16 protein-coding genes, 2 tRNA genes and 1 rRNA gene are annotated in these 23,702 nt (G+C 38.2%); 15 read left to right on the forward strand and 4 right to left on the reverse strand.

Going from position 1 to position 23,702, the window contains the following annotated elements; translation table 11 throughout:
* Nucleotides 1–36: 36 nt before the first annotated feature.
* The 3 genes from AC4CVF_RS05860 (at nt 37) to AC4CVF_RS05870 (ending at nt 3,821) form a co-directional block, all read left to right on the forward strand.
* Nucleotides 37–1,428, forward strand: coding sequence for a 3-oxoacyl-ACP reductase (locus tag AC4CVF_RS05860; protein WP_490789072.1), 1,392 nt, complete (start codon nt 37–39; stop codon nt 1,426–1,428).
* Nucleotides 1,429–1,620: 192 nt separating this feature from the next.
* Entirely contained in the window at nt 1,621–2,475 is an 855-nt protein-coding gene (locus AC4CVF_RS05865; protein ID WP_490789073.1) for a MaoC family dehydratase, read from the forward strand.
* A gap of 80 nt (nt 2,476–2,555) precedes the next feature.
* A complete protein-coding gene (locus AC4CVF_RS05870; protein ID WP_490789074.1) occupies nt 2,556–3,821 on the forward strand; it encodes a serine hydrolase domain-containing protein in 1,266 nt (421 codons plus the stop codon).
* 116 nt (nt 3,822–3,937) lie between these two features.
* On the opposite strand, the gene AC4CVF_RS05875 is transcribed toward AC4CVF_RS05870, so the two are convergent.
* On the reverse strand, nt 3,938–4,525 hold the full coding sequence (locus tag AC4CVF_RS05875) for a TetR family transcriptional regulator (RefSeq protein WP_490789075.1): 588 nt from the start codon (nt 4,523–4,525) through the stop codon (nt 3,938–3,940).
* A gap of 114 nt (nt 4,526–4,639) precedes the next feature.
* On the opposite strand from AC4CVF_RS05875, the gene AC4CVF_RS05880 reads away from it, so the two are divergent.
* From AC4CVF_RS05880 to AC4CVF_RS05900, 5 genes are all read left to right on the forward strand, one after another.
* Nucleotides 4,640–6,127 (forward strand): MFS transporter, encoded by a 1,488-nt coding sequence (locus AC4CVF_RS05880; protein WP_419330379.1) that lies wholly within the window; start codon nt 4,640–4,642, stop codon nt 6,125–6,127.
* Between the two features lie 712 nt (nt 6,128–6,839).
* On the forward strand, nt 6,840–9,074 hold the full coding sequence (gene dnaX / locus AC4CVF_RS05885) for a DNA polymerase III subunit gamma/tau (RefSeq protein ID WP_490789076.1): 2,235 nt from the start codon (nt 6,840–6,842) through the stop codon (nt 9,072–9,074).
* Nucleotides 9,075–9,890: 816 nt separating this feature from the next.
* Entirely contained in the window at nt 9,891–10,628 is a 738-nt protein-coding gene (locus AC4CVF_RS05890; RefSeq protein ID WP_490789077.1) for a PA4824 family protein, read from the forward strand.
* A gap of 34 nt (nt 10,629–10,662) precedes the next feature.
* A complete protein-coding gene (gene mgtA / locus AC4CVF_RS05895; protein WP_490789078.1) occupies nt 10,663–13,410 on the forward strand; it encodes a magnesium-translocating P-type ATPase in 2,748 nt (915 codons plus the stop codon).
* Between the two features lie 12 nt (nt 13,411–13,422).
* Nucleotides 13,423–14,142, forward strand: coding sequence for an MgtC/SapB family protein (locus AC4CVF_RS05900; RefSeq protein ID WP_336954187.1), 720 nt, complete (start codon nt 13,423–13,425; stop codon nt 14,140–14,142).
* A gap of 365 nt (nt 14,143–14,507) precedes the next feature.
* Here the strand turns inward: AC4CVF_RS05900 and AC4CVF_RS05905 are convergent, their stop codons facing one another.
* The 3 genes from AC4CVF_RS05905 to AC4CVF_RS05915 all read right to left on the reverse strand — a co-directional run bounded on the left by AC4CVF_RS05905 (nt 14,508) and on the right by AC4CVF_RS05915 (nt 17,607).
* On the reverse strand, nt 14,508–14,939 hold the full coding sequence (locus AC4CVF_RS05905) for an acyl-CoA thioesterase (protein WP_336954186.1): 432 nt from the start codon (nt 14,937–14,939) through the stop codon (nt 14,508–14,510).
* A 227-nt stretch (nt 14,940–15,166) separates the two neighbouring features.
* Entirely contained in the window at nt 15,167–15,970 is an 804-nt protein-coding gene (locus tag AC4CVF_RS05910) for an OmpW/AlkL family protein (RefSeq protein ID WP_336954185.1), read from the reverse strand.
* A gap of 482 nt (nt 15,971–16,452) precedes the next feature.
* Nucleotides 16,453–17,607: an iron-containing alcohol dehydrogenase gene (locus tag AC4CVF_RS05915; RefSeq protein ID WP_490789079.1), complete on the reverse strand. Its 1,155-nt coding sequence runs from the start codon at nt 17,605–17,607 to the stop codon at nt 16,453–16,455.
* Between the two features lie 120 nt (nt 17,608–17,727).
* Between AC4CVF_RS05915 and AC4CVF_RS05920 the strand changes: the two genes are divergently transcribed.
* The 7 genes from AC4CVF_RS05920 to AC4CVF_RS05950 all read left to right on the forward strand — a co-directional run bounded on the left by AC4CVF_RS05920 (nt 17,728) and on the right by AC4CVF_RS05950 (nt 23,698).
* Nucleotides 17,728–18,231: a low molecular weight protein-tyrosine-phosphatase gene (locus tag AC4CVF_RS05920; protein WP_490789080.1), complete on the forward strand. Its 504-nt coding sequence runs from the start codon at nt 17,728–17,730 to the stop codon at nt 18,229–18,231.
* Nucleotides 18,232–18,271: 40 nt separating this feature from the next.
* Nucleotides 18,272–19,300 (forward strand): UDP-N-acetylmuramate dehydrogenase, encoded by a 1,029-nt coding sequence (murB, locus tag AC4CVF_RS05925; RefSeq protein WP_336954181.1) that lies wholly within the window; start codon nt 18,272–18,274, stop codon nt 19,298–19,300.
* A 13-nt stretch (nt 19,301–19,313) separates the two neighbouring features.
* Nucleotides 19,314–20,462: a YdcF family protein gene (locus AC4CVF_RS05930; RefSeq protein ID WP_490789081.1), complete on the forward strand. Its 1,149-nt coding sequence runs from the start codon at nt 19,314–19,316 to the stop codon at nt 20,460–20,462.
* Nucleotides 20,462–21,493 carry an alpha/beta hydrolase gene (locus AC4CVF_RS05935; RefSeq protein ID WP_004719563.1) on the forward strand — a complete coding sequence of 344 codons (1,032 nt, stop codon included), beginning with the start codon at nt 20,462–20,464 and terminating at the stop codon, nt 21,491–21,493. Before AC4CVF_RS05930 ends, AC4CVF_RS05935 begins: the two co-directional genes overlap by 1 nt.
* A gap of 410 nt (nt 21,494–21,903) precedes the next feature.
* Nucleotides 21,904–23,442 (forward strand): 16S ribosomal RNA (locus AC4CVF_RS05940).
* A 59-nt stretch (nt 23,443–23,501) separates the two neighbouring features.
* Nucleotides 23,502–23,578 (forward strand) — tRNA-Ile (locus tag AC4CVF_RS05945).
* Between the two features lie 44 nt (nt 23,579–23,622).
* Nucleotides 23,623–23,698, forward strand: a tRNA-Ala gene (locus tag AC4CVF_RS05950).
* Nucleotides 23,699–23,702 lie beyond the last annotated feature (4 nt).

A 23,702-nucleotide genomic window follows, 5' to 3' on the forward strand; every position in this document is an offset into this window, starting at 1 on the left:
CCCCATACAAAATTAATTTGATGAGAGATAAGAAACATGTCTGACCAATACCAAGCATTTGCTAAATCTCCAATTGGTAAATTTGTCATAAAAAATTTAGGTTTACCATCACCAATCCAGCTAGACCGCTTTGAGTCAGCCACTCCTGTCGTTAAAGGTGCTGTATTATTTGGTGCAGCTCCAAAGAGTCATTTCACTGGTGAAGTTGCGCAGGTTCTTAGTAATATTCATGCCAACACTTATGCAGGGAATAACGCAGAGTTACAACAAGCTGCGGCAAAATCTGGTTTGAATGTGGGTGCTTTTAATGAAGGCGATAAAGAATCAAAATTCAAAGCAGTGATATTTGATGCATCAGGGATTCAAAATTCAGAACAATTACATGAACTACACAAGTTTTTTAATCCTGTTGCCCGTCAAATTGCAACATCAGGCCGTGTAATTATTATTGGTTTAACACCTGAAACTGCACCAACGATTAAGCAGGCGATTGCACAACGTGCATTAGAAGGGTTTGTTAAATCGGTTGGTAAAGAGTTTAAGAAAGGAATTGCTGCTGATCTTATTCTGGTTGATGCAGATGCTGCACAAAACTTGGAATCAAGTTTACGTTTTGCAATTTCTCCACGTTCAGCATACGTATCGGGTCAAGTGATTCGCGTATCTAAAGGTGATGTGATTGATATCGATTGGGCAAAACCGCTTGCAGGCAAAACTGCACTAGTAACAGGTGCAAGCCGTGGTATTGGTGAAGCGATTGCACATGTATTGGCACGTGATGGTGCACATGTAATTTGTTTAGATGTTCCACCACAACAAGCAGACCTTGACCGTGTTGCAAGTGAAATTGGTGGTTCTACACTCGCAATTGATATCACTGCTGCTGATGCTGGTGAAAAAATCAAAGCTGCGGCAGCTCAACAAGGTGGTTTAGATATCATCGTACATAATGCGGGTATTACACGTGACAAAACTTTGGCAAATATGAAGCCAGAGATGTGGGATTTGGTGATTAATATCAACTTATCTGCTGCTGAACGTATTAACGATTATTTATTGTCAAATGATGGATTAAATGCAAATGGTCGTATTGTTTGCGTATCTTCAATTTCAGGTATTGCAGGTAACTTAGGTCAAACCAACTATGCTGCATCAAAAGCGGGTGTCATTGGTTTGGTGAAATTCACTGCACCTGTACTAAAAAATGGTATTACCATTAATGCTGTAGCGCCGGGTTTCATTGAAACTCAAATGACCGCGGCAATTCCATTTGCAATCCGTGAAGCGGGTCGTCGTATGAACTCAATGAGTCAAGGTGGTTTACCTGTTGATGTTGCTGAAACAATTGCTTTATTTGCATCTACAGCATCTACAGGATTAAATGGTAATGTTGTGCGTGTTTGTGGTCAAAGCTTATTGGGTGCATAATCACGCATAAGTGAAGTCCTGTTTCGTTTAGGGGATTATTGCGAAGTGATTATTTAAGTATTTAAATAATCACTCTCACTGACTTTCGCTTGAACGAAATCAGGATGTTTATTCTCTGTCATTCGTTAATTTTCAACTGAAATGTTGGATTTTTTAAATGTTGAATAAGAATTAATTTTTCAAAGGTCTAGTATGAATACTCGCCATTTTAGTCAGCTTCCTAAGCCATATTTAGCTTATCCAAAAGTGATTCAGGGTTTAATTTTTAAAAAGCCAAAAGGTGAAAAAGTTCTACCGCAAGTTGAATATGTGGTTGATTCATTCAAAATTGATCCAAATCATTTAAAAGCATATAACGAAGTGTGTGGCTTTAAAAATAATGGGTATATTCCCGCGATTTATTTAGCTGTTTTATCGCAAAGTTTACAAATGCATATGATGACCTCTGAAGCATTTCCTTTTGCAATCTTAGGCTTGGTGCATATTCGCAATCAAATTAAGCAAACACGTAAAATTGGTGTCAATGAACAGCTGACTTTATCTTGTCAATTTGGTGAGTTAAAGCCCCATGATAAAGGGGTTCAGTTCGATTTCATCACAACAGCCAAAGTTGGCGGTGTCGTGGTCATGCAAGGATTAACCACCTATCTAGCACGTCAAAAGACTGAGGGTCCTGTTGCTGATAAACCAAAAGATAAAAAAGAACCAAATTATCAAGTTCAGGCAGTTTGGGAAGTTTCTGAAAATACTGGTCGTCGTTATGCTATGACATCAGGTGACTTTAACTTGATTCATATCCATGCATTAACTGCAAAAGTATTTGGTTTTAAACAGGCGATTGCTCATGGGATGTGGAGCAAGGCGCGCGTTCTCGCTGGGCTCAACTTACCAGAAGCTTATGAAGCCGATGTATTGTTTAAATTGCCGATGTATTTACCTTCAACAGTAGAATTTTTAACTGCACAAGATGGTACAACAACTGACTTTTTGATTCGTAATCAAAAATCACAAAAACCTCATGTTTCTGGTGTGGTTAAGGCTTTATAAGATAAAATATAAAGCCTGAGTCGAGATGATTCAGGCTTTTTTAATTAAAAAAGTTATGATTAAAAAAATAGGATGGGGTAATGAGCAGTTTAACGGACATTATTTTTGCGAATACGAAAAATTATCAGGGTTATGTGGATGAGCGTTTTCAAGATCTCGCTGTTCAATTTAGCCGTTTGCAGGATGGTCGTAGCGAAAATGGTGGTGCTGCTTTAACTGTTTATTTTCGAAATGAAAAAGTTGTCGATATATATACGGGTAAAAAATCCAAAACTGAGCAATGGGATGAGCAAACTTTATCAGTGTGTTATTCCACTGGGAAAGGTGTATTGGCAACACTCGCACATATTTTAGTGAGTGCAGGTTTCTTAGACTACGATACGCCTATAGTCAATTTTTGGCCTGAATTTGCTCAAAATGGTAAAGAGAAAATGACACTGCGTCATATTTTAAGCCATCAAAGTGGCTTATACGATATTCGCAATATTGTTGCTGGTGCAGTTGAAATGGCAGATTGGCAGCATATGCTCAAGGTCATGGAGCAGGCCACACCTCGTTTTGCTGTAGGAACTGATATTGCATATCAGGCATTAACATTTGGCTGGTTGGTGGGTGGTGTTTTAGAGAAAGCAACGCATCAATCTTTAACACAGTTAATGCAGAAGTATTTGGTTGAACCCCTACAACTTGATGGTGCCTATTTTGGTGTGCCTGAATCTGAGTTAAATCGTGTGGCGCGTTTAATTCAAAAAGCAGTGCCAGTACAAAAAACAGAAACAAAATCCAGTAAGAGCAAAGCTAAGAAGCATCATAAAACGTCATTTTCAGATAAATTGGTTGAATTAACCGGACAAAATCCGCAAGATTTTTTAGATGCTATGGTACCGAAAGGGATGCGTGATTTTAGTTTCTTTAGTGACCAAGGGCTTCAAGCGATTATTCCAGCGGCCAATGGTGTATTTAGCGCCAATAGTCTTGCAAAAGTTTATGCCATGATGGCAAATAAAGGGGTTTGGGAAGGAAAAGTTTTAATTCGCCCTGAAATATTTACAGAGTTAAGTCAGATCCAATCGATTAAACGAGATCGCGTGATGCCAATTCCTATGAAATGGCGTTTAGGCTACCATCGTGTGATTAGTATGGGTAAACGTGCTAAGCAAGGCTTTGGACATATTGGATATAATGGCTCTGGGGCGTGGTGTGATCCGCAACGAGGGCTTAGTTTTGCCTATACTCATAATTTTGCCATTGGTTCAATCACAGGCGATTATCGTCTTTGGGGACTGACCCAAGAAACATTACGTTGCGCTGATGGTTTACTTAAGGGAAGTAAAGGCTGGTTTTAAATATTAAGATCAAAGCGATTGAAATTTCATAGAAGGTTAGATGGCTGAGTCTTATAGTGCAAAAGAATTAAAAATAAGGACTTTATACAGCGGCATGTAGATCCATCTATATTTTCTTAGGCAAGTAACTCCATTTTTAAGATGGTTTCGACATGATGTTTAAACGAGTGTTGGTCTAGACCTTTTAAGCCAAGTTGATAGATTCCTTCTAAACCACAAACAAAAGCAATCAGCCGCCAAGCAATGTCTTGGCTACTGCTGGCTGTAGCAATTTTAAATTCTTGTTGGGCGACGCCATGTTCAATCGCTGTAACCAAGGCAACATGCCATTGTTCCATCGTAATATTATAAGCTTTTTTAATTTCAGGATCTTGATCGATTAAAATCTCAGCTTCATTCCAGAGTCGTAAATAGGGTTGCGTTAGTTCAATATTTTCAAAGCCTAGCAAGAGAGATAAACGCTCAAAACTACTATCGGTTTTAATTTGATCTTCTACTTCATTGAGTTGATCCATCAATTCAATAAAAACTTCTGCCTTTAAATGCGAACTTGATTCAAAGTGATGATGTACTTGTCCTGTTGAAACTTGTGCTTCTGCGGCAATACGGCGCACAGTTAATCCATTCAATCCATCTTGTAGTGCAACACGCTTTGCTGCATCCAAAATCATAGTACGACGCTGTTCTCGGTTTAAATAATTCATCACTTTTAATACAACAAAATTTACAAAACAAATATTAAACAAAGTTGGACGTTTGTTCAAGTCTGCTTATAATGATGAAACTTGAACAAGCGTCCAACTTTAATTAGGTGTGTTATGTACCGCAATTGGGTGATTTTGGCAATCATCGTTTTAATTTATTTACCGGTTTCAATTGATGCAACGGTTTTGCATGTTGCCATCCCAACATTGAGTGCTGCTTTATCACTATCCAGTAATGAAATGCTCTGGGTGATTGATATTTATTCACTGATCATGGCAGGCTTGATTTTGCCCATGGGGGCATTGGGGGATCGTATTGGCTTTAAACGTCTGATGCTGATTGGTGCTGGTATTTTTGGTGTGGCTTCTCTCATGGCTGCTTTTGCGAGTTCAGCCTATATGTTGATTGCGGCAAGAGCATTTCTTGGTGTAGGTGCTGCCATGATTTTACCTGCAACCTTGGCAGGTGTTCGCAATACCTTTTTAGATGAAAAACAACGTAATTATGCTTTAGGTATTTGGGGAACTGTCGGTGGTGGTGGAGCCGCTTTTGGTCCACTGTTGGGTGGTTTTATTCTGGAACATTTTTCATGGGGAACCGTGTTCCTGATTAACGTGCCAATTATTATTTTGGTCTTGGTATTGACGACATGGCTGGTGCCAAAGCAAGTGGTAGAAACCAAACAACCTTTAAATCTATTACAAGCGCTCACTTTGGTCACTGCAATCTTAATGCTGATTTATTCAATTAAGACCTCTATCTATGCGTTTAGCCTAGGGATGATTTTGATTTTTGTGCTTGGATTGGGATTGTTGGTGGGATTTATCCGCCATCAATTAAAAACAACCCAACCGATGATCGATTTTAGTCTGTTTAAGAATCCTGTGATCTCAACCAGTATTGTGATGGCAATGGTGGCTATGATAGCTTTAGTAGGTTTTGAGCTACTCCTTTCACAAGAATTACAGTTTGTGTATGGATATAGTCCATTGGAAGCAGGTTTGTTTATTTTGCCCTTTATGATCGCTATTAGTATTGGAGGACCTTTTACCAGTATTTTAATGAATCATTATGGTTTACGACCTGTTGCAACTATTGGGATGCTGATGTGTGCCTTATGTTTCTTTGGCTTGGCCATGACCAATTTTGATATCGATTATATTCAAGCTTGGGTTTGGATGGTGTTGATGGGAATCAGTGTTGAAATCGCGTTATTATCTTCCACGGCAGCTATTATGTCTGCTGTACCTCCACAAAAAGCAACGGCTGCTGGTGCAATTGAAGGCATGGCGTATGAGTTAGGTGCAGGTCTTGGGATTGCGATTTTTGGACTGTTACTGTCTATATTTTATGCGCATTCAATTGTCTTGCCTGAGCATTTACCGCTGAATATCGCAGCTCAAGCAAGTTCTTCTATTGGTGAGGCATTATTGTTGACCAAGCAGTTAGAACCCGCATTGATGCAACAGGTAAAACAAGCAGCTTTTGAAGCGTTTATTCATTCACATAGTAAAGTCTTGGGCATTTCGGGTCTGATGTTTCTGGTTTTATCTGTATTTGTTTGGCGTGCTTTACCTGCAAAGAAACAGATTACTGTCTAGAATATTGCGCATGATTTAAATTATGCGCTTGTTTTTATATTTGTAGTCAAGCAACTAATTGTTTATACAAGTGATTTTTATGTAGCCATTGATCTGAAATGAAGCTTTTATTTTGGTATGAACTTTTAGAAACTATTTATTGCTTATCAATTCATTTTTGAAACTTTTGAATTATAGATGGTTGTCCTACCGTGGGGGCGACAGGGATGTCGCCGTTAGGCGGGGGTATATGAGCAAAAATAAAGCACTGCTTTGTTTGTAGCGCAAGAGTGAGGCATAGCCTACGCAAAGCTATTTAAACCTTGAATGTAAGGTGTGGCATTGCAGGCTTTTTTATAATCAAAAATTTTTTCCATATAATTGATTTAATTAAAAATATTGATTAAGAGAAATTCTATTCTTGTATCTGAGTTTTTGACAGGTTGACTATAGGTTTTACGGTGTAATATAAAAGTTTGGAGAAGCGATTGAAAAACTATAACAGCCCAAAATGTGATTTGTTTAACACTGCCACGTCAGTGTTTTTTAAAGTAAAATTAGCTATTGTGTGTTTTTAAATCTATTTAAGCGATAGATAAACTTTATATTGTAGAGCACAGTGTCAAATTAGAAGAAATTGATCGAATTATCTCTAATAAAAAATAACTCTACAGTTCTTCATTCACTAATCAGTAAAAAAACAGTATCCTTAGACCTGTAACTAGGAGCTTCCATGTATCAGGTACTTGCACGTAAATATCGCCCACGTAACTTTAATGAATTGGTCGGACAGAATCACGTTTCACGTGCACTGACCAGTGCGTTAGATCGTGGACGTTTACACCATGCCTATTTATTTACTGGAACACGTGGGGTGGGGAAAACCACGATTGCTCGAATTTTAGCGAAATGTTTAAATTGTGAAACAGGGGTAACCTCTACACCTTGTGAAGTTTGCGCAACTTGTAAGGCGGTAAATGAAGGGCGCTTTATTGACCTGATTGAAATCGATGCTGCTTCACGGACAAAAGTTGAAGACACACGTGAGTTGCTCGACAATGTACCTTATGCACCGACCCAAGGTCGATTTAAGGTATATTTGATCGATGAGGTACATATGCTGTCGACGCATTCCTTTAATGCGTTATTGAAAACATTAGAAGAACCGCCTGAACATGTAAAATTTTTATTTGCGACCACAGATCCACAAAAATTACCAATTACGGTGATTTCACGTTGCTTGCAATTTACTTTACGTCCATTGGCTGTAGATGAAATTACCCATCACCTTACAGACATTTTAAATAAAGAAGAAATTGCATCAGAGCAAGATGCGATTTGGCAAATTGCTGAATCTGCCCAAGGTTCGTTACGTGATGCATTGTCTTTAACTGACCAAGCAATTGCTTATGGTCAAGGCGCAATTCATCATCAAGATGTCAAAGAAATGCTAGGTTTGATTGATAGAACCATCATTTATGATTTGATCTTGGCAATTCATCAAAATCAAAATGCACGGGTTAGTCAGTTATTACTACAATTTAGGCAACAGGCTTTAGATGTTTCACTGGTTTTAGATCAGTTTATTTCAACTTTGCATGAGTTGGCGATGTTGCAATATTTGCCTGATTTAAGTCTAAAATACAGTGCTGAAATTAATCAAAAAATTATGCAGTTATCAAAAATTGTCTCTGCACAAGATTTACAGCTTTATTATCAAATTGCCTGTAAAGGTCGAGCGGAGCTACAACTTGCAGTAACACAAGAGCAAGGCTTTGAAATGACAGTATTGCGTTTACTGGCATTTAGACCGATGCAAATCAATGAAATTGTAGTCTCTCAAGCTGAACAACCACAAAACAATCAAAATATCGCTCAAGTTGCTGTGTCACAGCAACCGCATCAAGCATCTGTTCAAGCCGGGATTATTCAAGAAGCGCAAATTCAGCAAGCACAGATTCAACAAGAACCAGCTCATCAACAGCAGGCTCAGCAAGCACCTGTTGAAAAAAATAATGAACAACAAAATGCTGCTTTGAATGTAATTCCGCAACCAGAAAGTTACGCGCCATTAACAGAAGTACAGCAACCGCAGGTTGAGATCAATTCGCAGCGTGTAGTGAATGATTTAGATCCAGCTTTTGACGAAATAGAAGAGCTGCAAACTCAACAGCAAAGCGTTGATCATGAACCCAGTAGTGATGACTACTTGGATGACTTTGCTGAGGAAGCACAACAAAGCGCTGTAGTTGAATCAACTGTTCATAATAATCAAAATATTGAAGCGCAGTCGCCAACTGTTCAAGAGAAAATTGCAGTAGAAAATGCTGAACCAAGTTTAACTTTATTTGGTGCTGATTTGAGTCAACCGAAAAATTCTACGTCTCAGTCTAGTTTAAATAAAGATGTATTTTTTTTAGCACCTGAGAATCAGGATCAAAATGTTGAAATTGATTTAGTTGAGCCTATTCATTCTCAAACAGATACTCCAGCTCAAGTTTCTAATATTATCCCTGAAATAGAACCAGGATCTTCTGGTGAGCAACAAACGCCGCAACAGATACTTGCCTTAAAATTACAGGTCTTAGAAGGTGAGTGGACAGTTGAAAAATGGGAGTATTGGTTTAGAAACAGCTCACTTTCTCCAGCTGTTCAAGAACTTGCACAGCATGGGTTAATGACAGGGGATGTGAATGGTCAATCTATTTTTCAAATTTCACAAAAATATGAAAAATTACTGAACCAAGCACAACATGACCTTGAGGCAAAATTAAAACAGCAATGGCCGAGTACTTTGTTTACAGTGCAATATGGTGAAGTTGAGTCGACTACACCTTATATGATGCAAAACGAGCGTAAGCTTCGAGCTTATGATCGTGCGAATGAAATGCTTGAAAAAGAACCTTTGGTCAAAAGTTTAATTGAAGCATTGGATGGGAAGTTGGAAAATATTCAGCTCAAAGCTTAGGGGCTGTAGACATTTCATAAATGGCTTGCGTTGTAGACTAAAATTGAGCATGAGACGTATACGCCGTAAAACATGAATGAGAATAGCGAGACTATTTTCGAGTTTCGTAACACAGGCTGAGATAATTTTAGCCACAACCCTTCGGGACTTGTGTGTTTTTTGCCGCTACGTTGTTACCTTGCGAAACGATGTTTCTCATCATTTAGAATGACTAAATTTCGTATTTCGTGCCTAGTATCGCCTAAAAACACACGTAGTCGCAAACGTAGACGAATTGTCAACAGCCCCTAATTTTAAAAAACATCTAGATTAAATAACGTTTTAAATAAGCTCAATTTCACTGGAATTGGGCTTGTTTTTATTCCACTGTATTTTGCCGAAATTTAGGCAATATTCACAATCCTTTTCTGCCTGTGCCAAGGTAAATCATTTTAAAATCTCATCAGGTTCTCAATTTATATAAGAATTTTAATTCAAATTATGATGATCAATCTGGCATTTATGGGCGTTGTTATGCTGAAAATCACTTGTTTTAAATATTTTTATGGTTATAATTGCGGCAACTTTAATTAGCGGAGACCCTAAGTGGCAAATTGTTCATCGAGGCGCTGTAGTTTATATACAGCCATTATTCGTATCTGAGCAAGAGAGCGCTGCCTTTAGGAAAGCTGTCTTGCAATGAGACAGTTATAATCTGATTTTAAACTACATCCCCATTTTGACGTGAAACAGCTCAATTTTGACTTTAATCAGTTCAATTTTGGCTTGTTTTTGTGCGCACTTAGATTCATACCGCCTCAGCAATGAGGATTACGGATGGTAATCAATCAACTTTGTATGATAGAAACAGTACTGATTACGGGCTGTTTTTTATTACTTATTATTCATAAATCAGCATATGCCGATCCTGTATTAATTACAGATGATGCAAGTGTTGCTGATCTATATACTTGCCATTTTGAAAGTAATATAAACTTTTATAAACATCAGGAGGTCAATTCCAGTTTTTCTCCAGTATGTGGCATTGCCAAAAATTTGGAATTAAGTTTTCAACTGGATGATCATCTTCAAAATAAGAATCGTCATGATGTGATATCAGGTCAATTCAAACGTAATTTGAAAGCAGTGGAATCGAATAGTTGGGGCGCTGCCGCATCCCTAACAATAAGCCGAAATATGTATGGTGATGACCACTCTAGTTGGAAAGTGAATCTCCCCGTAACTTATTTATTACTGGATGATCGTTTATTTTTAAATGGCAACATCTCCTATGAACATCAGGGCAATACTCAGTATGTTTTAGCTGCAATTTCAAGCAATTATTGGATCAATGCTAAAACTTCGCTCAGTGCAGAAATCTTTAATCAAGATCATCAGTCTGTATTTTTTCAAACCGCATTTGGTTATGAGTTGATTCAAGATTTTGTCAGGGTCCAAGTGGCTTATGCAGATCGATTTGACCACCATCATGATCGCTGGTTTGGGCTGGGAGCTGAGTTTCTCACCAATTTTAAGCTCAAAAAAAAATCATCTAATTCAATTCCTGTTCAATAGGAAGAAATCTTTATTGCCAAAAAAGGAGAACACTATGCTTCATAATCTATGGCAACGTTTATTTTCTAATTTCATCAAAAAATATCATATTCAACATTTATTTGAACGTCATCGTTCATTTAAAGAATTACATCAAGCAAGTTATGCCAGTGAAATTAGTAAAAAAATTTCACAAAGTTTGATCAATGCTTCCTATGTACTTTCAGACCAATTGCTCAATCATTTAAATACAACAGAGCATGGTCTGTCAGCAAAACAGGTTGAACAACGACAAGAACAATTTGGATTAAATGAGCTTGCGCATGAAAAACCACTGCCGTGGTGGAAGCATCTTTGGTATGCCTATCGCAATCCATTTAATATTTTACTTACAATTTTGGCTCTGGTGGCTTTCTTTACTGATGATATAGAAGGCACAATCATTATTACATCCATGGTTGTACTTTCTACTGTGTTGCGCTATTGGCAAGAGTTTAAGTCAAATAAAGCGGCCGCTGCATTAAAAGCCATGGTGAGTAATACAGCTACCGTGATTCGTCAAGTAGATTGGGATGATCCAGATTTTGAAACCATGCAAAATGACTTAGATCAAGGATCTCAACAGATTGAACTTACCATCCAAGATTTGGTCCCTGGCGACATTATTTTATTGTCTGCTGGTGATATGATCCCAGCAGATTGTCGAATTATCTTTGCAAAAGATCTCTTTGTTTCGCAAGCGTCGATGACGGGTGAATCTATTCCTGTAGAAAAGTTTGCTGATCAAAAAGATCACACTCTGCAAAATGCATTGGAACTGGAAAATATTGTTTTTATGGGAACTAATATTGTGTCGGGTTCTGCAAAAGCGGTGGTGGTAAATACTGGCACACAAACCTATTTTGGGGCATTGGCACACCGAATATCACATGCAGATCGTGCAACGACCTCATTTCAAATGGGCGTAAATAAAGTCAGTTGGTTATTGATTCGATTTATGTTGATCATGGCGCCAATTGTATTATTTATCAATGGGTTTACCAAAGGCGATTGGAGTGAAGCATTGCTGTTTGCTTTATCTGTTGCTGTGGGTTTAACACCTGAAATGTTACCGATGATCGTGACCTCAACATTGGCCAAAGGTGCAGTATTCTTATCTCGTAAAAAAGTTATCGTTAAACGTTTAGATGCGATTCAAAATTTCGGTGCAATGGATGTTTTATGTACAGATAAAACAGGTACATTGACTGAGGATAAAATTTGTTTATCACAACATGTCGATGTAAATGGCAAGTCATCACAACGTGTACTGGTACAGGCGTACTTAAATAGCTATTACCAAAGAGGGCTGAAAAATTTACTGGATGCTGCAATCTTGGACCATGCTGCACAAGACTTGCAAGATCTAAATTTTAAATTTAAGAAGCTGGATGAAGTACCATTTGATTTTGTGCGTCGACGTATGTCAGTAGTGGTCCGCACCTTACAAGGGAATGCACGCATTATCACTAAAGGTGCGGCAGAGGAAATGCTGAAAGTCTGTTCGCATGTAGAGATAAACGACAAGATTGAGCTATTAACGCCTGAGTATCTTGAAGCTATTCAAGAAAAAATACGCCAATTTAATCTTGAAGGTCTACGTGTTATTGCCATCGCATATCGAGATTTTAATGGTAGATCAGATCACTTTTCTGTCGCAGATGAAAATAATTTGATTTTAACTGGTTATCTAACTTTCTTGGATCCTCCTAAAAAATCTGCTGCACCTGCTCTAGCTCAATTGGCAGCCCATGGCGTCAATGTCAAAGTGCTTACAGGTGATAATGAGTTTGTTACTCAAAAAGTCTGCGAAGAACTTGGGTTGGATTGTGAACATGTACTTTTAGGTGGGCATGTTGAGAATATGACTGACGAAGAACTAAAATTTGCAGTTGAATATACTCAAGTATTTGCCAAATTAAGCCCAGTTCACAAAGAACGTATTGTGATGCAGCTGAAAGAGAATGGACATGTGGTTGGATTCTTAGGAGATGGTATCAATGACGCGGCGGCTATACGCAGTGCTGATATTGGAATTTCGGTGGATACAGCAGTGGATATTGCCAAAGAGTCAGCAGATTTAATTTTACTTGAAAAAAGTTTAATGGTGCTTGAAGAAGGCGTGCTAGAGGGACGACGTACATTTGCCAATATGTTGAAATATATCAAAATGACGGCAAGTTCAAATTTTGGTAATGTTTTTTCGGTATTAGTAGCGAGTGCTTTTATTCCGTTTTTACCGATGCTACCAATTCATTTGCTTATACAGAACTTACTTTATGATGTATCACAAATCGCCATTCCATTTGACAATGTTGATGATGAGTTGATCGAGAAACCGCAAAGCTGGAAACCAAATGAAATTGGGCGTTTCATGATTTTCTTTGGACCGCTTAGTTCGATCTTTGACATTTTGACCTTTGCTCTCATGTGGTTTGTATTTCATGCAAATTCACCAGAACAGCAAACCTTGTTTCAGTCAGGTTGGTTTGTCGTAGGATTATTAACACAAACAATTATTGTGCATATGATTCGTACAGAAAAAATACCATTTATTCAAAGTCGTGCGGCAATGCCTTTGATAGTCATGACCTTGGTCATTGTGGCTGCTGGTATTTTCTTACCAATGGGGCCTTTTGCTGAGTACTTAAAATTACAAGCTTTACCATTAACTTATTTCTTATTTTTACCATTAATCTTGCTTGGCTACATGCTGGTTGTGCAACTGATGAAAAAAATTTACATCCGTCGTTACGGTTGGTAATGGAGAACACCAATGCAACTCCAATTCATGCAACATCTAGAATTAGCGAATATGTTAGATTCTTTGATTAGTTTACTTGGCGCTTTTATTTTAGGAGGATTGATCGGGTTTGAGCGACAGTATAGACAACGTACTGCAGGTTTAAGAACCAATGTGTTGGTTGCACTTGGCGCTGCTATATTTGTTGATATTGCCAATAACTTAACAGGTGCTGATGGCTCGGTACGTGTGATTGCTTATGTGGTTTCTGGCATTGGATTTCTTGGCGCAGGGGTAATTATGCGTCAAGAAGGGAATATTCAAGGACTTAACACTGCTGCAACCTTATGGTGTTCTGCTGCCGTCGGTGCTGCGGCAGGCTGTGACCGTTTGGTGGAAGCAATATTGGCGACGATATTTATTTTGGCAGCCAATACTTTATTGCGTCCTATTGGGCACATTATCGACCGTAAGCCTTTAAATGTTGATTCGGAAATGCAACATGAAATTTATGTGGTTTGTCAAAAAGAGCACAGTAAATATGTTATGGATGAGCTGAATAAAGCTTTAAAGCGTTATCATTTTCCAGCCAAAGATTTTGATGTAGAACCTTTTGGTGAGCAAGATGTGGAAATTAAAGCGATTTTGATTGCGAATTCCGTTGAGGAAAAAGAAATTCAGCCCATTATTGAAATGTTAAATCAAATGCCAGAAGTGAGTCAGGCTTTTTGGGATCAAAATACGCTCGCTTGAAATGATAGTTTATTTTTAGGATGTTGGGGATGAGTTTTTTAAGAATTAATTTTGTCTTAAATGATATAAAGTGAACTCGACTTATCTTTAACTGATTGAAAACAATGATCTTGACAGTGTCTTACTGAGCTTTCATTCAATTTCAGGGTCAGCCTGCGGCATGCCCTACTTTTTTTCGGAGGGAGGAGCTAAGCTTCGCATGGACAAGCATCTTGCAAAGTCTTGCTCCTCACCGCAAAAATCGTCGACAACCAGCTACACATTCAATAAATCGTAGAAAGAAGACTTTATGAATGAAGTCCTGCCTCAGACTATTACGGATGACGTTTCTGAGTAGCATATTTAATCAAGAACCTATATTGAACTCAGATTATATAGTTTTGCAAAGAATCTCGCATTTTTTGTGGAATCGGGGTGCTTTTTTTTGTTTCACGTTCTACAAAAACATGGATAAAGTGACCTTGTGCTGAAGCATCATTTTTACCTTGTTTGAAAATTGCCAGATCATAACTAAGTGATGTATTTCCAATTTTTGTAATCGCTACACCAACTTCAATAATTTCAGGGTAGGTGAGTTCTTCTAGAAAATGGCAAGAAGAATTTACCACCAAACCAATGATGGGTGAATGATGTATGTCAAAGTCTGCTTTGTGGATCAATAGCGCATTTGCAGCAGTATCAAAATAGCTATAATAGGTCACATTATTGACATGTCCATAAATATCATTGTCCGCCCAACGTGTTTGGATGGGTAAGATAAAGGGATATTGGCTGCGTAATTTTATTTCTGGTTTCATTTTGATTGATTCATTTCTATAGATTAAATATTTAGAATATTTTCGCTGTCAATCACGAAGTCAATTCTTTATATGGTTTTATAAACAAGTAACTTTATAGATGAATTTTGCATTTTTTTACAAGTGTTTTGGTTAAAACATTCACGATCAAGTTTGGGCAATAAAAAAGCTCATTAAGTATAACTTAATGAGCTTTTCAAATTTACAACTGATTCAGTTCAAATTGATTAGAAACGATAACCAAGACCTAAATAAGTCACGATTGGTTTAATTTCAATGCTGCTTTGGCCTGAAATTAAAGTTGTTGGTCCGCCTAACGTTGTACCATTTACATTTAATTTTGCTTTTGTTGTCAGATGCGCATATGAAACAGAAGCAGTTGCATACCAATTTTTATTGATATTGAAATCTGCACCTAGAATTGCAACAGGAGCAAACGCATCATCAACTTTAACTTTACCTAGTTCAGGTCTAAACGCGCCGATAGGTGAAGCTTTTAATGCATCATTGATTGCTGGATCAGTCTCAACATTTGAGAAATGAGCATACATCAAGCCAGCACCCACATAAGGTCGGATCTTGTTATTGATTGAACCAAAGTGATAACGAGCTGAAAGCGTTGGTGTATAAGCATCTGTTGTTGCAGCTTTATCAAATTTATTCAAATCAACTACAGTTAGGCCATGAACTTTAATGCTACCTTGACCAGCAAGTTCCATTTCAGGAGGAGCACCTAAAGTTAATTCAAGTGAAACGTTATCATTAACAAAATAATCAAGCATCAAGCCTGCTGTATCTGCATTTTGTACTTCAAAACCTGCATCAGGGTTATTAGCTTGTATATTTGCCAGAGGTCCTAAGAAAGGACTATTACCAGTTTTACCATTGACGCCTTGTCCTTTACTTTGAGGCATAACATGCAACCAACCAGCAGAAACACCAAAAGTCTTACCATCTGAAGTTGCTGCGTGAGTAACGTTGCTTAATCCAAATGCTGCTAATGGCAGAATCGCTAATGTAAGTTTTTTCATAAAATGATTTTCCAATACTATCAGTTGTCTTAATTTTCCGATTAAGATCCGGCGCGATTTTAGAGTAATTATTTTAAAAATTAAATAAAAATTAAATAAAAACTCATTACTAGGCAGTCATAAAAATAGTCATCTAATAGAGTATTTTTTTGAAAATTAATGAATTTTAAATTATTTCATTAAAAAAACTTTAAGTTTAATTGATTAAAAAATATAACAAACATTATAAGTCACGTTGATTTTTCACATATTAAGAATAACCAACTTCAACTTTAAAGTAGTTTTTGCGTGGTTACATTTTGAGTTGAAATGTAGTCAAATTGATGAGATATACCCTATGTGCATACTATGGTTTATGTTTGTATAAGTTATATAGAAGATATTTGAAAATAAAACACGAAGATGAAATATGCTAACTTATCTCAATGTTTTATTTAGAAATTTATTTAATGTATGACTTCGTAAATGAATACTGATAACTTTTAATAAATCGTTTGATAAATTTTTAACGCATCTAAGTGGCTTAGCGGTCTTGGATTATTTTGTAAAAGACGTGTCTGAAGCATTGCATCGGATGCCAATCTGTCGAGTTGGTGTTCTTGTACATTTAAATCTCGTAACTTCAAAGCCAACCCACTGTGATCCAAATGTCTCTGCATATGATCAATAAATAAATCACACAAGCCGTCTGTGCTACCTTTACTATATGGATCAATCCATTGCATTAATTCTGCGTAATGTATTTTTGCTTCAGGCGCATTGAATTTTAAAATTTCCAATAAAACTAAAGCATTGGTATGTCCATGTGATAAATGAAAATGACCGCCCAACGGATAAGCTAAAGCGTGAACAGCACCTACTGGAGCATTGGCAAAAGCTTGTCCTGCAAGCATAGAGCCAAGTAACATATTCTGACGAGCTTCTAAATTTGTACCATCAGTTAATACTAATTTTAAATTTTTATTTAAAAGTTTAAGTGCTTGTTTAGCAAGCATGTCTGCATAAAAATTCTTTTTAATTTTAGAAGTATAGGCTTCAATTGCATGCACCATAGCATCGATACCTGTTGCTGCTGTGATATGTGCAGGTAAGCCTGAGGTAAAGGTTGCATCTAAAATTGCGACATCTGCATATAAAATTGGAGAAACAATTCCAGTTTTGGTTGTTTCACCTGTCGTGACAATAGAAATGGGCGTTACTTCAGAGCCTGTGCCTGCTGTGGTTGGAATAAGAATTAAAGGAAGGCGAGGGCCTTTGACATTATTAACCCCATAGATTTCCTGAATACTTTGTGATTGCTTTGGATTTGCCAATATCGCAATGAGTTTGGCAACATCCATAGAGCTACCACCACCGAAGCCAATAACCACATCTACTTGATTTTCTTTGGCGAATTTAACTGCCGATAAAACAATTTGCTCTGCTGGATCTGCCTGTACATCGGCATAAATTTCATAGTTTAAATTGCATTGCGCTAAAATTTTTAATAGCGGCAAATGCAGTGCGTGTTGAATCATGCCTGCATCTGTCACGATTAATGCTTTGTGGTATTGATTGCCTAATACTGTACTGAGTTCTTGGATTGATCCTAAACCTGAAATAATATTGGCTACAGTTTGGAATTGAAAATGACTCATATGTATTATCCTTAATCTATCATCACAAATTAAACATTATTGTTTTAAGGTTCTATAGGATTCGCCTGCTAAATAACTTAACATAAGACTTTATAAAAGAAATGATCATTTGAGGTTGTTATGTCATCCAAAATGCCATACAAAGTTTTATGTGTGTGCTTAGGAAATATTTGTCGCTCACCCACAGCAGAGGTGGTTTTACGACACTATTGTGATGAAAAACGATTAAATGTAATTGTGGATTCAGCTGGAACGAGCAATTATCATCCAAATAAATCACCCGATAGTCGTAGTCAAAAACATGCAATAAAAAGAGGCTATGATCTTTCTAGCTTACGTGCTAGACAATTAAAAATACAAGACTTTTTAGAGTTTGATTTGATTCTTGCCATGGATCATGAAAATCTTGGGGATATACAGCATTTGTATAACCAAGCCAGCAGCCAATTTGGTCTTGCTCAAATTAAAGCTAAAATTGCTTTAATGAGTGAGCACGATTGTATTTATCCACAACAGGCGCTTCCAGATCCTTATTATGGTGAAGCTGATGGATTTGAACGTGTACTTGATCAGTGTGAATCAAGTAGTTCGGCTTGGGTACATGTGTTTCAACAACAGTTTTAATGCACGTGATTGAAATATTTTTAGGAAATAAATTTAAGTTATGAATATTGAATCACAGGTTCAACTCAAACCTTTCAATACATTGAGTTTGAGCTCGATTGCATCACATTATGTCAAAATACAATCTATTGTAGATCTTCAGCAAGCATTACAGTTTTCTAAAGCACATGATTTAAACGTTTTACTGCTTTCAGGTGGTAGTAATATAATGTTGCCTGAACATATCCATGCGCTTGTTGTTGCTATAGATATACAAGGTGTTGAATTTTTAAGCGAAGATGCAAGAAGCAAAACAATCAAGGTGGGTGCTGGGAAAGTTTGGCATGATTTTGTGTTGTGGACGACCACACAACAGCTTTATGGTTTACAAAACCTGGCTTTAATTCCTGGTTTAGTCGGCGCATCGCCTGTGCAAAATATTGGCGCGTATGGTGTGGAAGTCGGTGAATTTATTCAATCTGTGGAAGTCTATGATCGTCTATCAGCACAAACTCTTTCAATTCAAGCACGAGATTGCCAGTTTTCTTATCGACACAGTATTTTTAAAGATAATCCAGATCGTTATGTCATTACCCATGTAATTTTTAAATTACTTAAACATGCTGATTTAAAAGTAAATTATGGAGATTTAAAAAATGCGATGATGGGAGATATGAGTGCTGAAAACTTACAAAAGCAAGTGATTCAGATTCGTCAAAGTAAGCTCCCGAACCCGAATGAATACCCAAACGTGGGAAGTTTCTTTAAAAATCCAATTATTAAGCAACAAGAGTTTTCACAATTAATTGCAAAATTCCCTAATATTCCACATTATCCTCAAACAGGGAATCAAGTTAAAATTGCAGCGGGTTGGTTGATTGATCAATCAGGCTGGAAAGGTAAACAGCTTAATCAGGTAGGAATGTTTCATAAACAAGCTTTGGTATTGGTGAATTATGCCGATGCAACACTGAAAGATGTACGCGCAACGTATCAGGCAGTACAAAAAGATGTTTTTGAGAAGTTTGGTGTGCACTTAGAACCTGAACCTGTGCTTTATGATGAATTAGGGTTAATCGAAAACCATTAGATTGAGTAAATATATGGTCAAACCGCATTGGATGGTCAGATTTCTACGAATAATTGCCATATTATTTGTATTGTTCGGCTGTTTGGTCGTTTTTTGGTATACGCCATTTTATTCGACAATGATGGTTAAAATCCTAAATAGTATTGTTCCCGTTGAAGTGAATCGGGTGGCAGCAAAGAGCCAACAAAATGCTGCGCTTTCGGAGGCTGAAAACTTAGAACCTGGTTCTGATTTATGGATTGCTCGACAAGCCTATCTTAAGCTGATGGATGAAGCGATTAAGAGTAAAAATGCACAGGATTTAATCTTACTTCAGTTACGATATAAAGCCTTACAAGAAAAAATTGCTAAAGAGCAAAAAAATGAAGAACTACAACAAAATAAACCCGTAATTCCTTTAGTTTCTGAACGTGCTGCATCAGATGTTGTTGAAAATCAGTCGAGTGATGTTGTTAAAAACTTATTGGATTTAAATAGTGAAGACAATAAAGCACTAATGGATGAATATTTAACATTCTTAAAAAAACATAAAATTGATGAAAAATTACTTCAAGAAAACTCACACACATTGGCAAATGAATTGTCCAGTTCGCAGGTACAAGAAGATCTTGAGAGTTTGCCAACCAAAACCAGTGAACAACCGAAGCCCATCAGTCAGCCTTATGCAATTGTAGTCTTGGGTGGTGGTTTAACTTTAGATAAAAATCAAAAAGATATTATTGTTAATGACTATACTAGGCTAAGACTTGAGACAACCTTGGCCTTAGAAGAAAAAAATAAGCTTCCTATTGTACTCAGCGGTGTAGAAGCGCCCTATATGCAAAAATGGTTGTCTGACCGTGGTGTTCAAGCAAAATTATTAGAAAATAGGAGTATGAACACATGTGAAAATACACGTTTCAGCTCATTACTTTTACAAAAGAAAGGTGGTGCACCCACAGTATTATTAATTACCGATCGTTATCATATGCCTAGAACACGTCGGTTATTTGCATTAAATGGTATAGAAACAATTCCTGTCAATGCACCTATGCCAACTCAATTAACAGCATGGCAGCCTAGCAAACAAAATTATGATCATAGTCGTAGAGCCAATTATGAAACTTTAGCAACAATCCGAGATATGTTGTTTGGTTCGAGTGGCTGTAGAGAGGTGCCTTAATGGCAGATATTCCATTTTTAAATCCAACAATTCTAAAGCAACTTGACTTACCTATTCCAAGTCGAGATACAACACCACAACTATTAGAAGCTTTAAACTTAAATCGTGAATATATTCCAAATAAAGAAATAAAATCTTACCAACGTCTTTATGGTTTTGATCAACTGGACTGTGTGCAATGGCAAGGTTTTATTGATATGCCATTGTTTAAACTCCATGTGCAAGTATTTAAACCCAATATAGATAAAATAAAAGGTACTGTGTGTTTGTTGCATGGCTATTTAGAACATAGTGGTATTTACCAACCGATTGTAAAAGAAATTCTTGAACAAGGGTTTAGTGTGATTACTTATGATTTGCCTGGGCATGGACTGAGTAATGGTTCTCCTGCAAATATTCAAAATTTTGACCATTACCAACAAGTGTTACATGCGGTCTATCAATATGTAAAAAATGCAGAGCAGCTTCCTAAGCCGTGGTTGGGAGTGGGGCAAAGTACAGGTGGTGCAATTTGGATGCATCACTTACTTGAGTATGCGCAAAAACGTGAAAATCCAATTGTGGATCGGGTGTTACTGCTTTCACCATTGGTACGACCTGCAAAAACAGCGTGGTGGCATAATTCTATTGGTTTAGGAATTATTCGCAGAATTAAAAGAGAAGTTCCTCGGCACTTTAAAAGAAATAATCACAATCCTGAGTTTTTAAGATTTGTACGCCTTAAAGACCCGTTACAACCTCGAATGATGGGAATGGATTGGATTTTGGCAATGTCAAAGTGGATGCTGGAAATGGAAGCCTATCCAAAGTGCCGCATTCCGGTTTGGTTGGCACAAGGTGCACAAGACCAAACTGTAGACTGGAAATATAATATTGATTTTGTACGTCGACAATTTAGATTACAGACCTTATTGATTCTTGAAGAAGGCTCGCATCAATTGATTAATGAACGTGCTGATATACGTGCAGCATTAACAGGATTAATTCCTGCGTTTCTACATGCACAATCTTCTGGTGATTATTTTGAATAGATATAGGTTGCTTTTAAGCTGAATTTCTCAAAAATGCCTAAAAAATAGGTGAATTATGCGGTTTTTTGAATATTTAGATTAAAAAATAATCACACGATGCATTTTGTTGAAAATAGGGCTTGCGCTGGTTTAAAATCTGTATAGAATACGCAGCATCCCGACGCGATACAGCAAACGAACTTAGCTTAGAGGGTTAAGTTGTTAAATGTTTATTGCGTCTTATTTATCACTGACGAAGTGATAAATTAATCATTAAGAGAATATGAAGAACAACTTGTGTGGATTTTTACTAATTGATTGATCGAAATATTATCATTGATTGATTGGTTTAAATTACTCGAAGTTTATTTGAGAGAATTTGTCAGAACATTGATGAGCCAGAATTGTGACCTTAAGTCACTAATGATTTTTAACTGAAGAGTTTGATCATGGCTCAGATTGAACGCTGGCGGCAGGCTTAACACATGCAAGTCGAGCGGGGGAGATTACTTCGGTAATTGACCTAGCGGCGGACGGGTGAGTAATACTTAGGAATCTGCCTATTAATGGGGGACAACATCTCGAAAGGGATGCTAATACCGCATACGCCCTACGGGGGAAAGCAGGGGATCACTTGTGACCTTGCGTTAATAGATGAGCCTAAGTCGGATTAGCTAGTTGGTGGGGTAAAGGCCTACCAAGGCGACGATCTGTAGCGGGTCTGAGAGGATGATCCGCCACACTGGGACTGAGACACGGCCCAGACTCCTACGGGAGGCAGCAGTGGGGAATATTGGACAATGGGGGGAACCCTGATCCAGCCATGCCGCGTGTGTGAAGAAGGCCTTATGGTTGTAAAGCACTTTAAGCGAGGAGGAGGCTCTTCTAGTTAATACCTAGGATGAGTGGACGTTACTCGCAGAATAAGCACCGGCTAACTCTGTGCCAGCAGCCGCGGTAATACAGAGGGTGCGAGCGTTAATCGGATTTACTGGGCGTAAAGCGTGCGTAGGCGGCTTTTTAAGTCGGATGTGAAATCCCCGAGCTTAACTTGGGAATTGCATTCGATACTGGGAAGCTAGAGTATGGGAGAGGATGGTAGAATTCCAGGTGTAGCGGTGAAATGCGTAGAGATCTGGAGGAATACCGATGGCGAAGGCAGCCATCTGGCCTAATACTGACGCTGAGGTACGAAAGCATGGGGAGCAAACAGGATTAGATACCCTGGTAGTCCATGCCGTAAACGATGTCTACTAGCCGTTGGGGCCTTTGAGGCTTTAGTGGCGCAGCTAACGCGATAAGTAGACCGCCTGGGGAGTACGGTCGCAAGACTAAAACTCAAATGAATTGACGGGGGCCCGCACAAGCGGTGGAGCATGTGGTTTAATTCGATGCAACGCGAAGAACCTTACCTGGTCTTGACATAGTAAGAACTTTCCAGAGATGGATTGGTGCCTTCGGGAACTTACATACAGGTGCTGCATGGCTGTCGTCAGCTCGTGTCGTGAGATGTTGGGTTAAGTCCCGCAACGAGCGCAACCCTTTTCCTTATTTGCCAGCACTTCGGGTGGGAACTTTAAGGATACTGCCAGTGACAAACTGGAGGAAGGCGGGGACGACGTCAAGTCATCATGGCCCTTACGACCAGGGCTACACACGTGCTACAATGGTCGGTACAAAGGGTTGCTACCTAGCGATAGGATGCTAATCTCAAAAAGCCGATCGTAGTCCGGATTGGAGTCTGCAACTCGACTCCATGAAGTCGGAATCGCTAGTAATCGCGGATCAGAATGCCGCGGTGAATACGTTCCCGGGCCTTGTACACACCGCCCGTCACACCATGGGAGTTTGTTGCACCAGAAGTAGGTAGTCTAACCGTAAGGAGGACGCTTACCACGGTGTGGCCGATGACTGGGGTGAAGTCGTAACAAGGTAGCCGTAGGGGAACCTGCGGCTGGATCACCTCCTTAACGAAAGATTGACGATTGGTAAGAATCCACAACAAGTTGTTCTTCATTGATGTATCTGAGGGTCTGTAGCTCAGTTGGTTAGAGCACACGCTTGATAAGCGTGGGGTCACAAGTTCAAGTCTTGTCAGACCCACCAAGTCTACTGAACACAGAAGAGCAGATATATTAAGATCTTAAGCTGGGGACTTAGCTTAGTTGGTAGAGCGCCTGCTTTGCACGCAGGAGGTCAACGGTTCGACTCCGTTAGTCTCCACCACTAA

It is taken from the genome of Acinetobacter sp. LipI_19 (assembly GCF_058242925.1).

What these genes read in the sequence shown, in the direction of transcription:
- AC4CVF_RS05860 (WP_490789072.1), top strand. Translation starts at nt 37, where the DNA reads ATGTCTGACCAATACCAAGCATTTGCTAAATCTCCAATTGGTAAATTT.
- AC4CVF_RS05865 (WP_490789073.1), top strand. Translation starts at nt 1,621, where the DNA reads ATGAATACTCGCCATTTTAGTCAGCTTCCTAAGCCATATTTAGCTTAT.
- AC4CVF_RS05870 (WP_490789074.1), top strand. Translation starts at nt 2,556, where the DNA reads ATGAGCAGTTTAACGGACATTATTTTTGCGAATACGAAAAATTATCAG.
- AC4CVF_RS05875 (WP_490789075.1), bottom strand. Translation starts at nt 4,525, where the DNA reads ATGAATTATTTAAACCGAGAACAGCGTCGTACTATGATTTTGGATGCA.
- AC4CVF_RS05880 (WP_419330379.1), top strand. Translation starts at nt 4,640, where the DNA reads ATGTACCGCAATTGGGTGATTTTGGCAATCATCGTTTTAATTTATTTA.
- dnaX (WP_490789076.1), top strand. Translation starts at nt 6,840, where the DNA reads ATGTATCAGGTACTTGCACGTAAATATCGCCCACGTAACTTTAATGAA.
- AC4CVF_RS05890 (WP_490789077.1), top strand. Translation starts at nt 9,891, where the DNA reads ATGGTAATCAATCAACTTTGTATGATAGAAACAGTACTGATTACGGGC.
- mgtA (WP_490789078.1), top strand. Translation starts at nt 10,663, where the DNA reads ATGCTTCATAATCTATGGCAACGTTTATTTTCTAATTTCATCAAAAAA.
- AC4CVF_RS05900 (WP_336954187.1), top strand. Translation starts at nt 13,423, where the DNA reads ATGCAACTCCAATTCATGCAACATCTAGAATTAGCGAATATGTTAGAT.
- AC4CVF_RS05905 (WP_336954186.1), bottom strand. Translation starts at nt 14,939, where the DNA reads ATGAAACCAGAAATAAAATTACGCAGCCAATATCCCTTTATCTTACCC.
- AC4CVF_RS05910 (WP_336954185.1), bottom strand. Translation starts at nt 15,970, where the DNA reads ATGAAAAAACTTACATTAGCGATTCTGCCATTAGCAGCATTTGGATTA.
- AC4CVF_RS05915 (WP_490789079.1), bottom strand. Translation starts at nt 17,607, where the DNA reads ATGAGTCATTTTCAATTCCAAACTGTAGCCAATATTATTTCAGGTTTA.
- AC4CVF_RS05920 (WP_490789080.1), top strand. Translation starts at nt 17,728, where the DNA reads ATGTCATCCAAAATGCCATACAAAGTTTTATGTGTGTGCTTAGGAAAT.
- murB (WP_336954181.1), top strand. Translation starts at nt 18,272, where the DNA reads ATGAATATTGAATCACAGGTTCAACTCAAACCTTTCAATACATTGAGT.
- AC4CVF_RS05930 (WP_490789081.1), top strand. Translation starts at nt 19,314, where the DNA reads ATGGTCAAACCGCATTGGATGGTCAGATTTCTACGAATAATTGCCATA.
- AC4CVF_RS05935 (WP_004719563.1), top strand. Translation starts at nt 20,462, where the DNA reads ATGGCAGATATTCCATTTTTAAATCCAACAATTCTAAAGCAACTTGAC.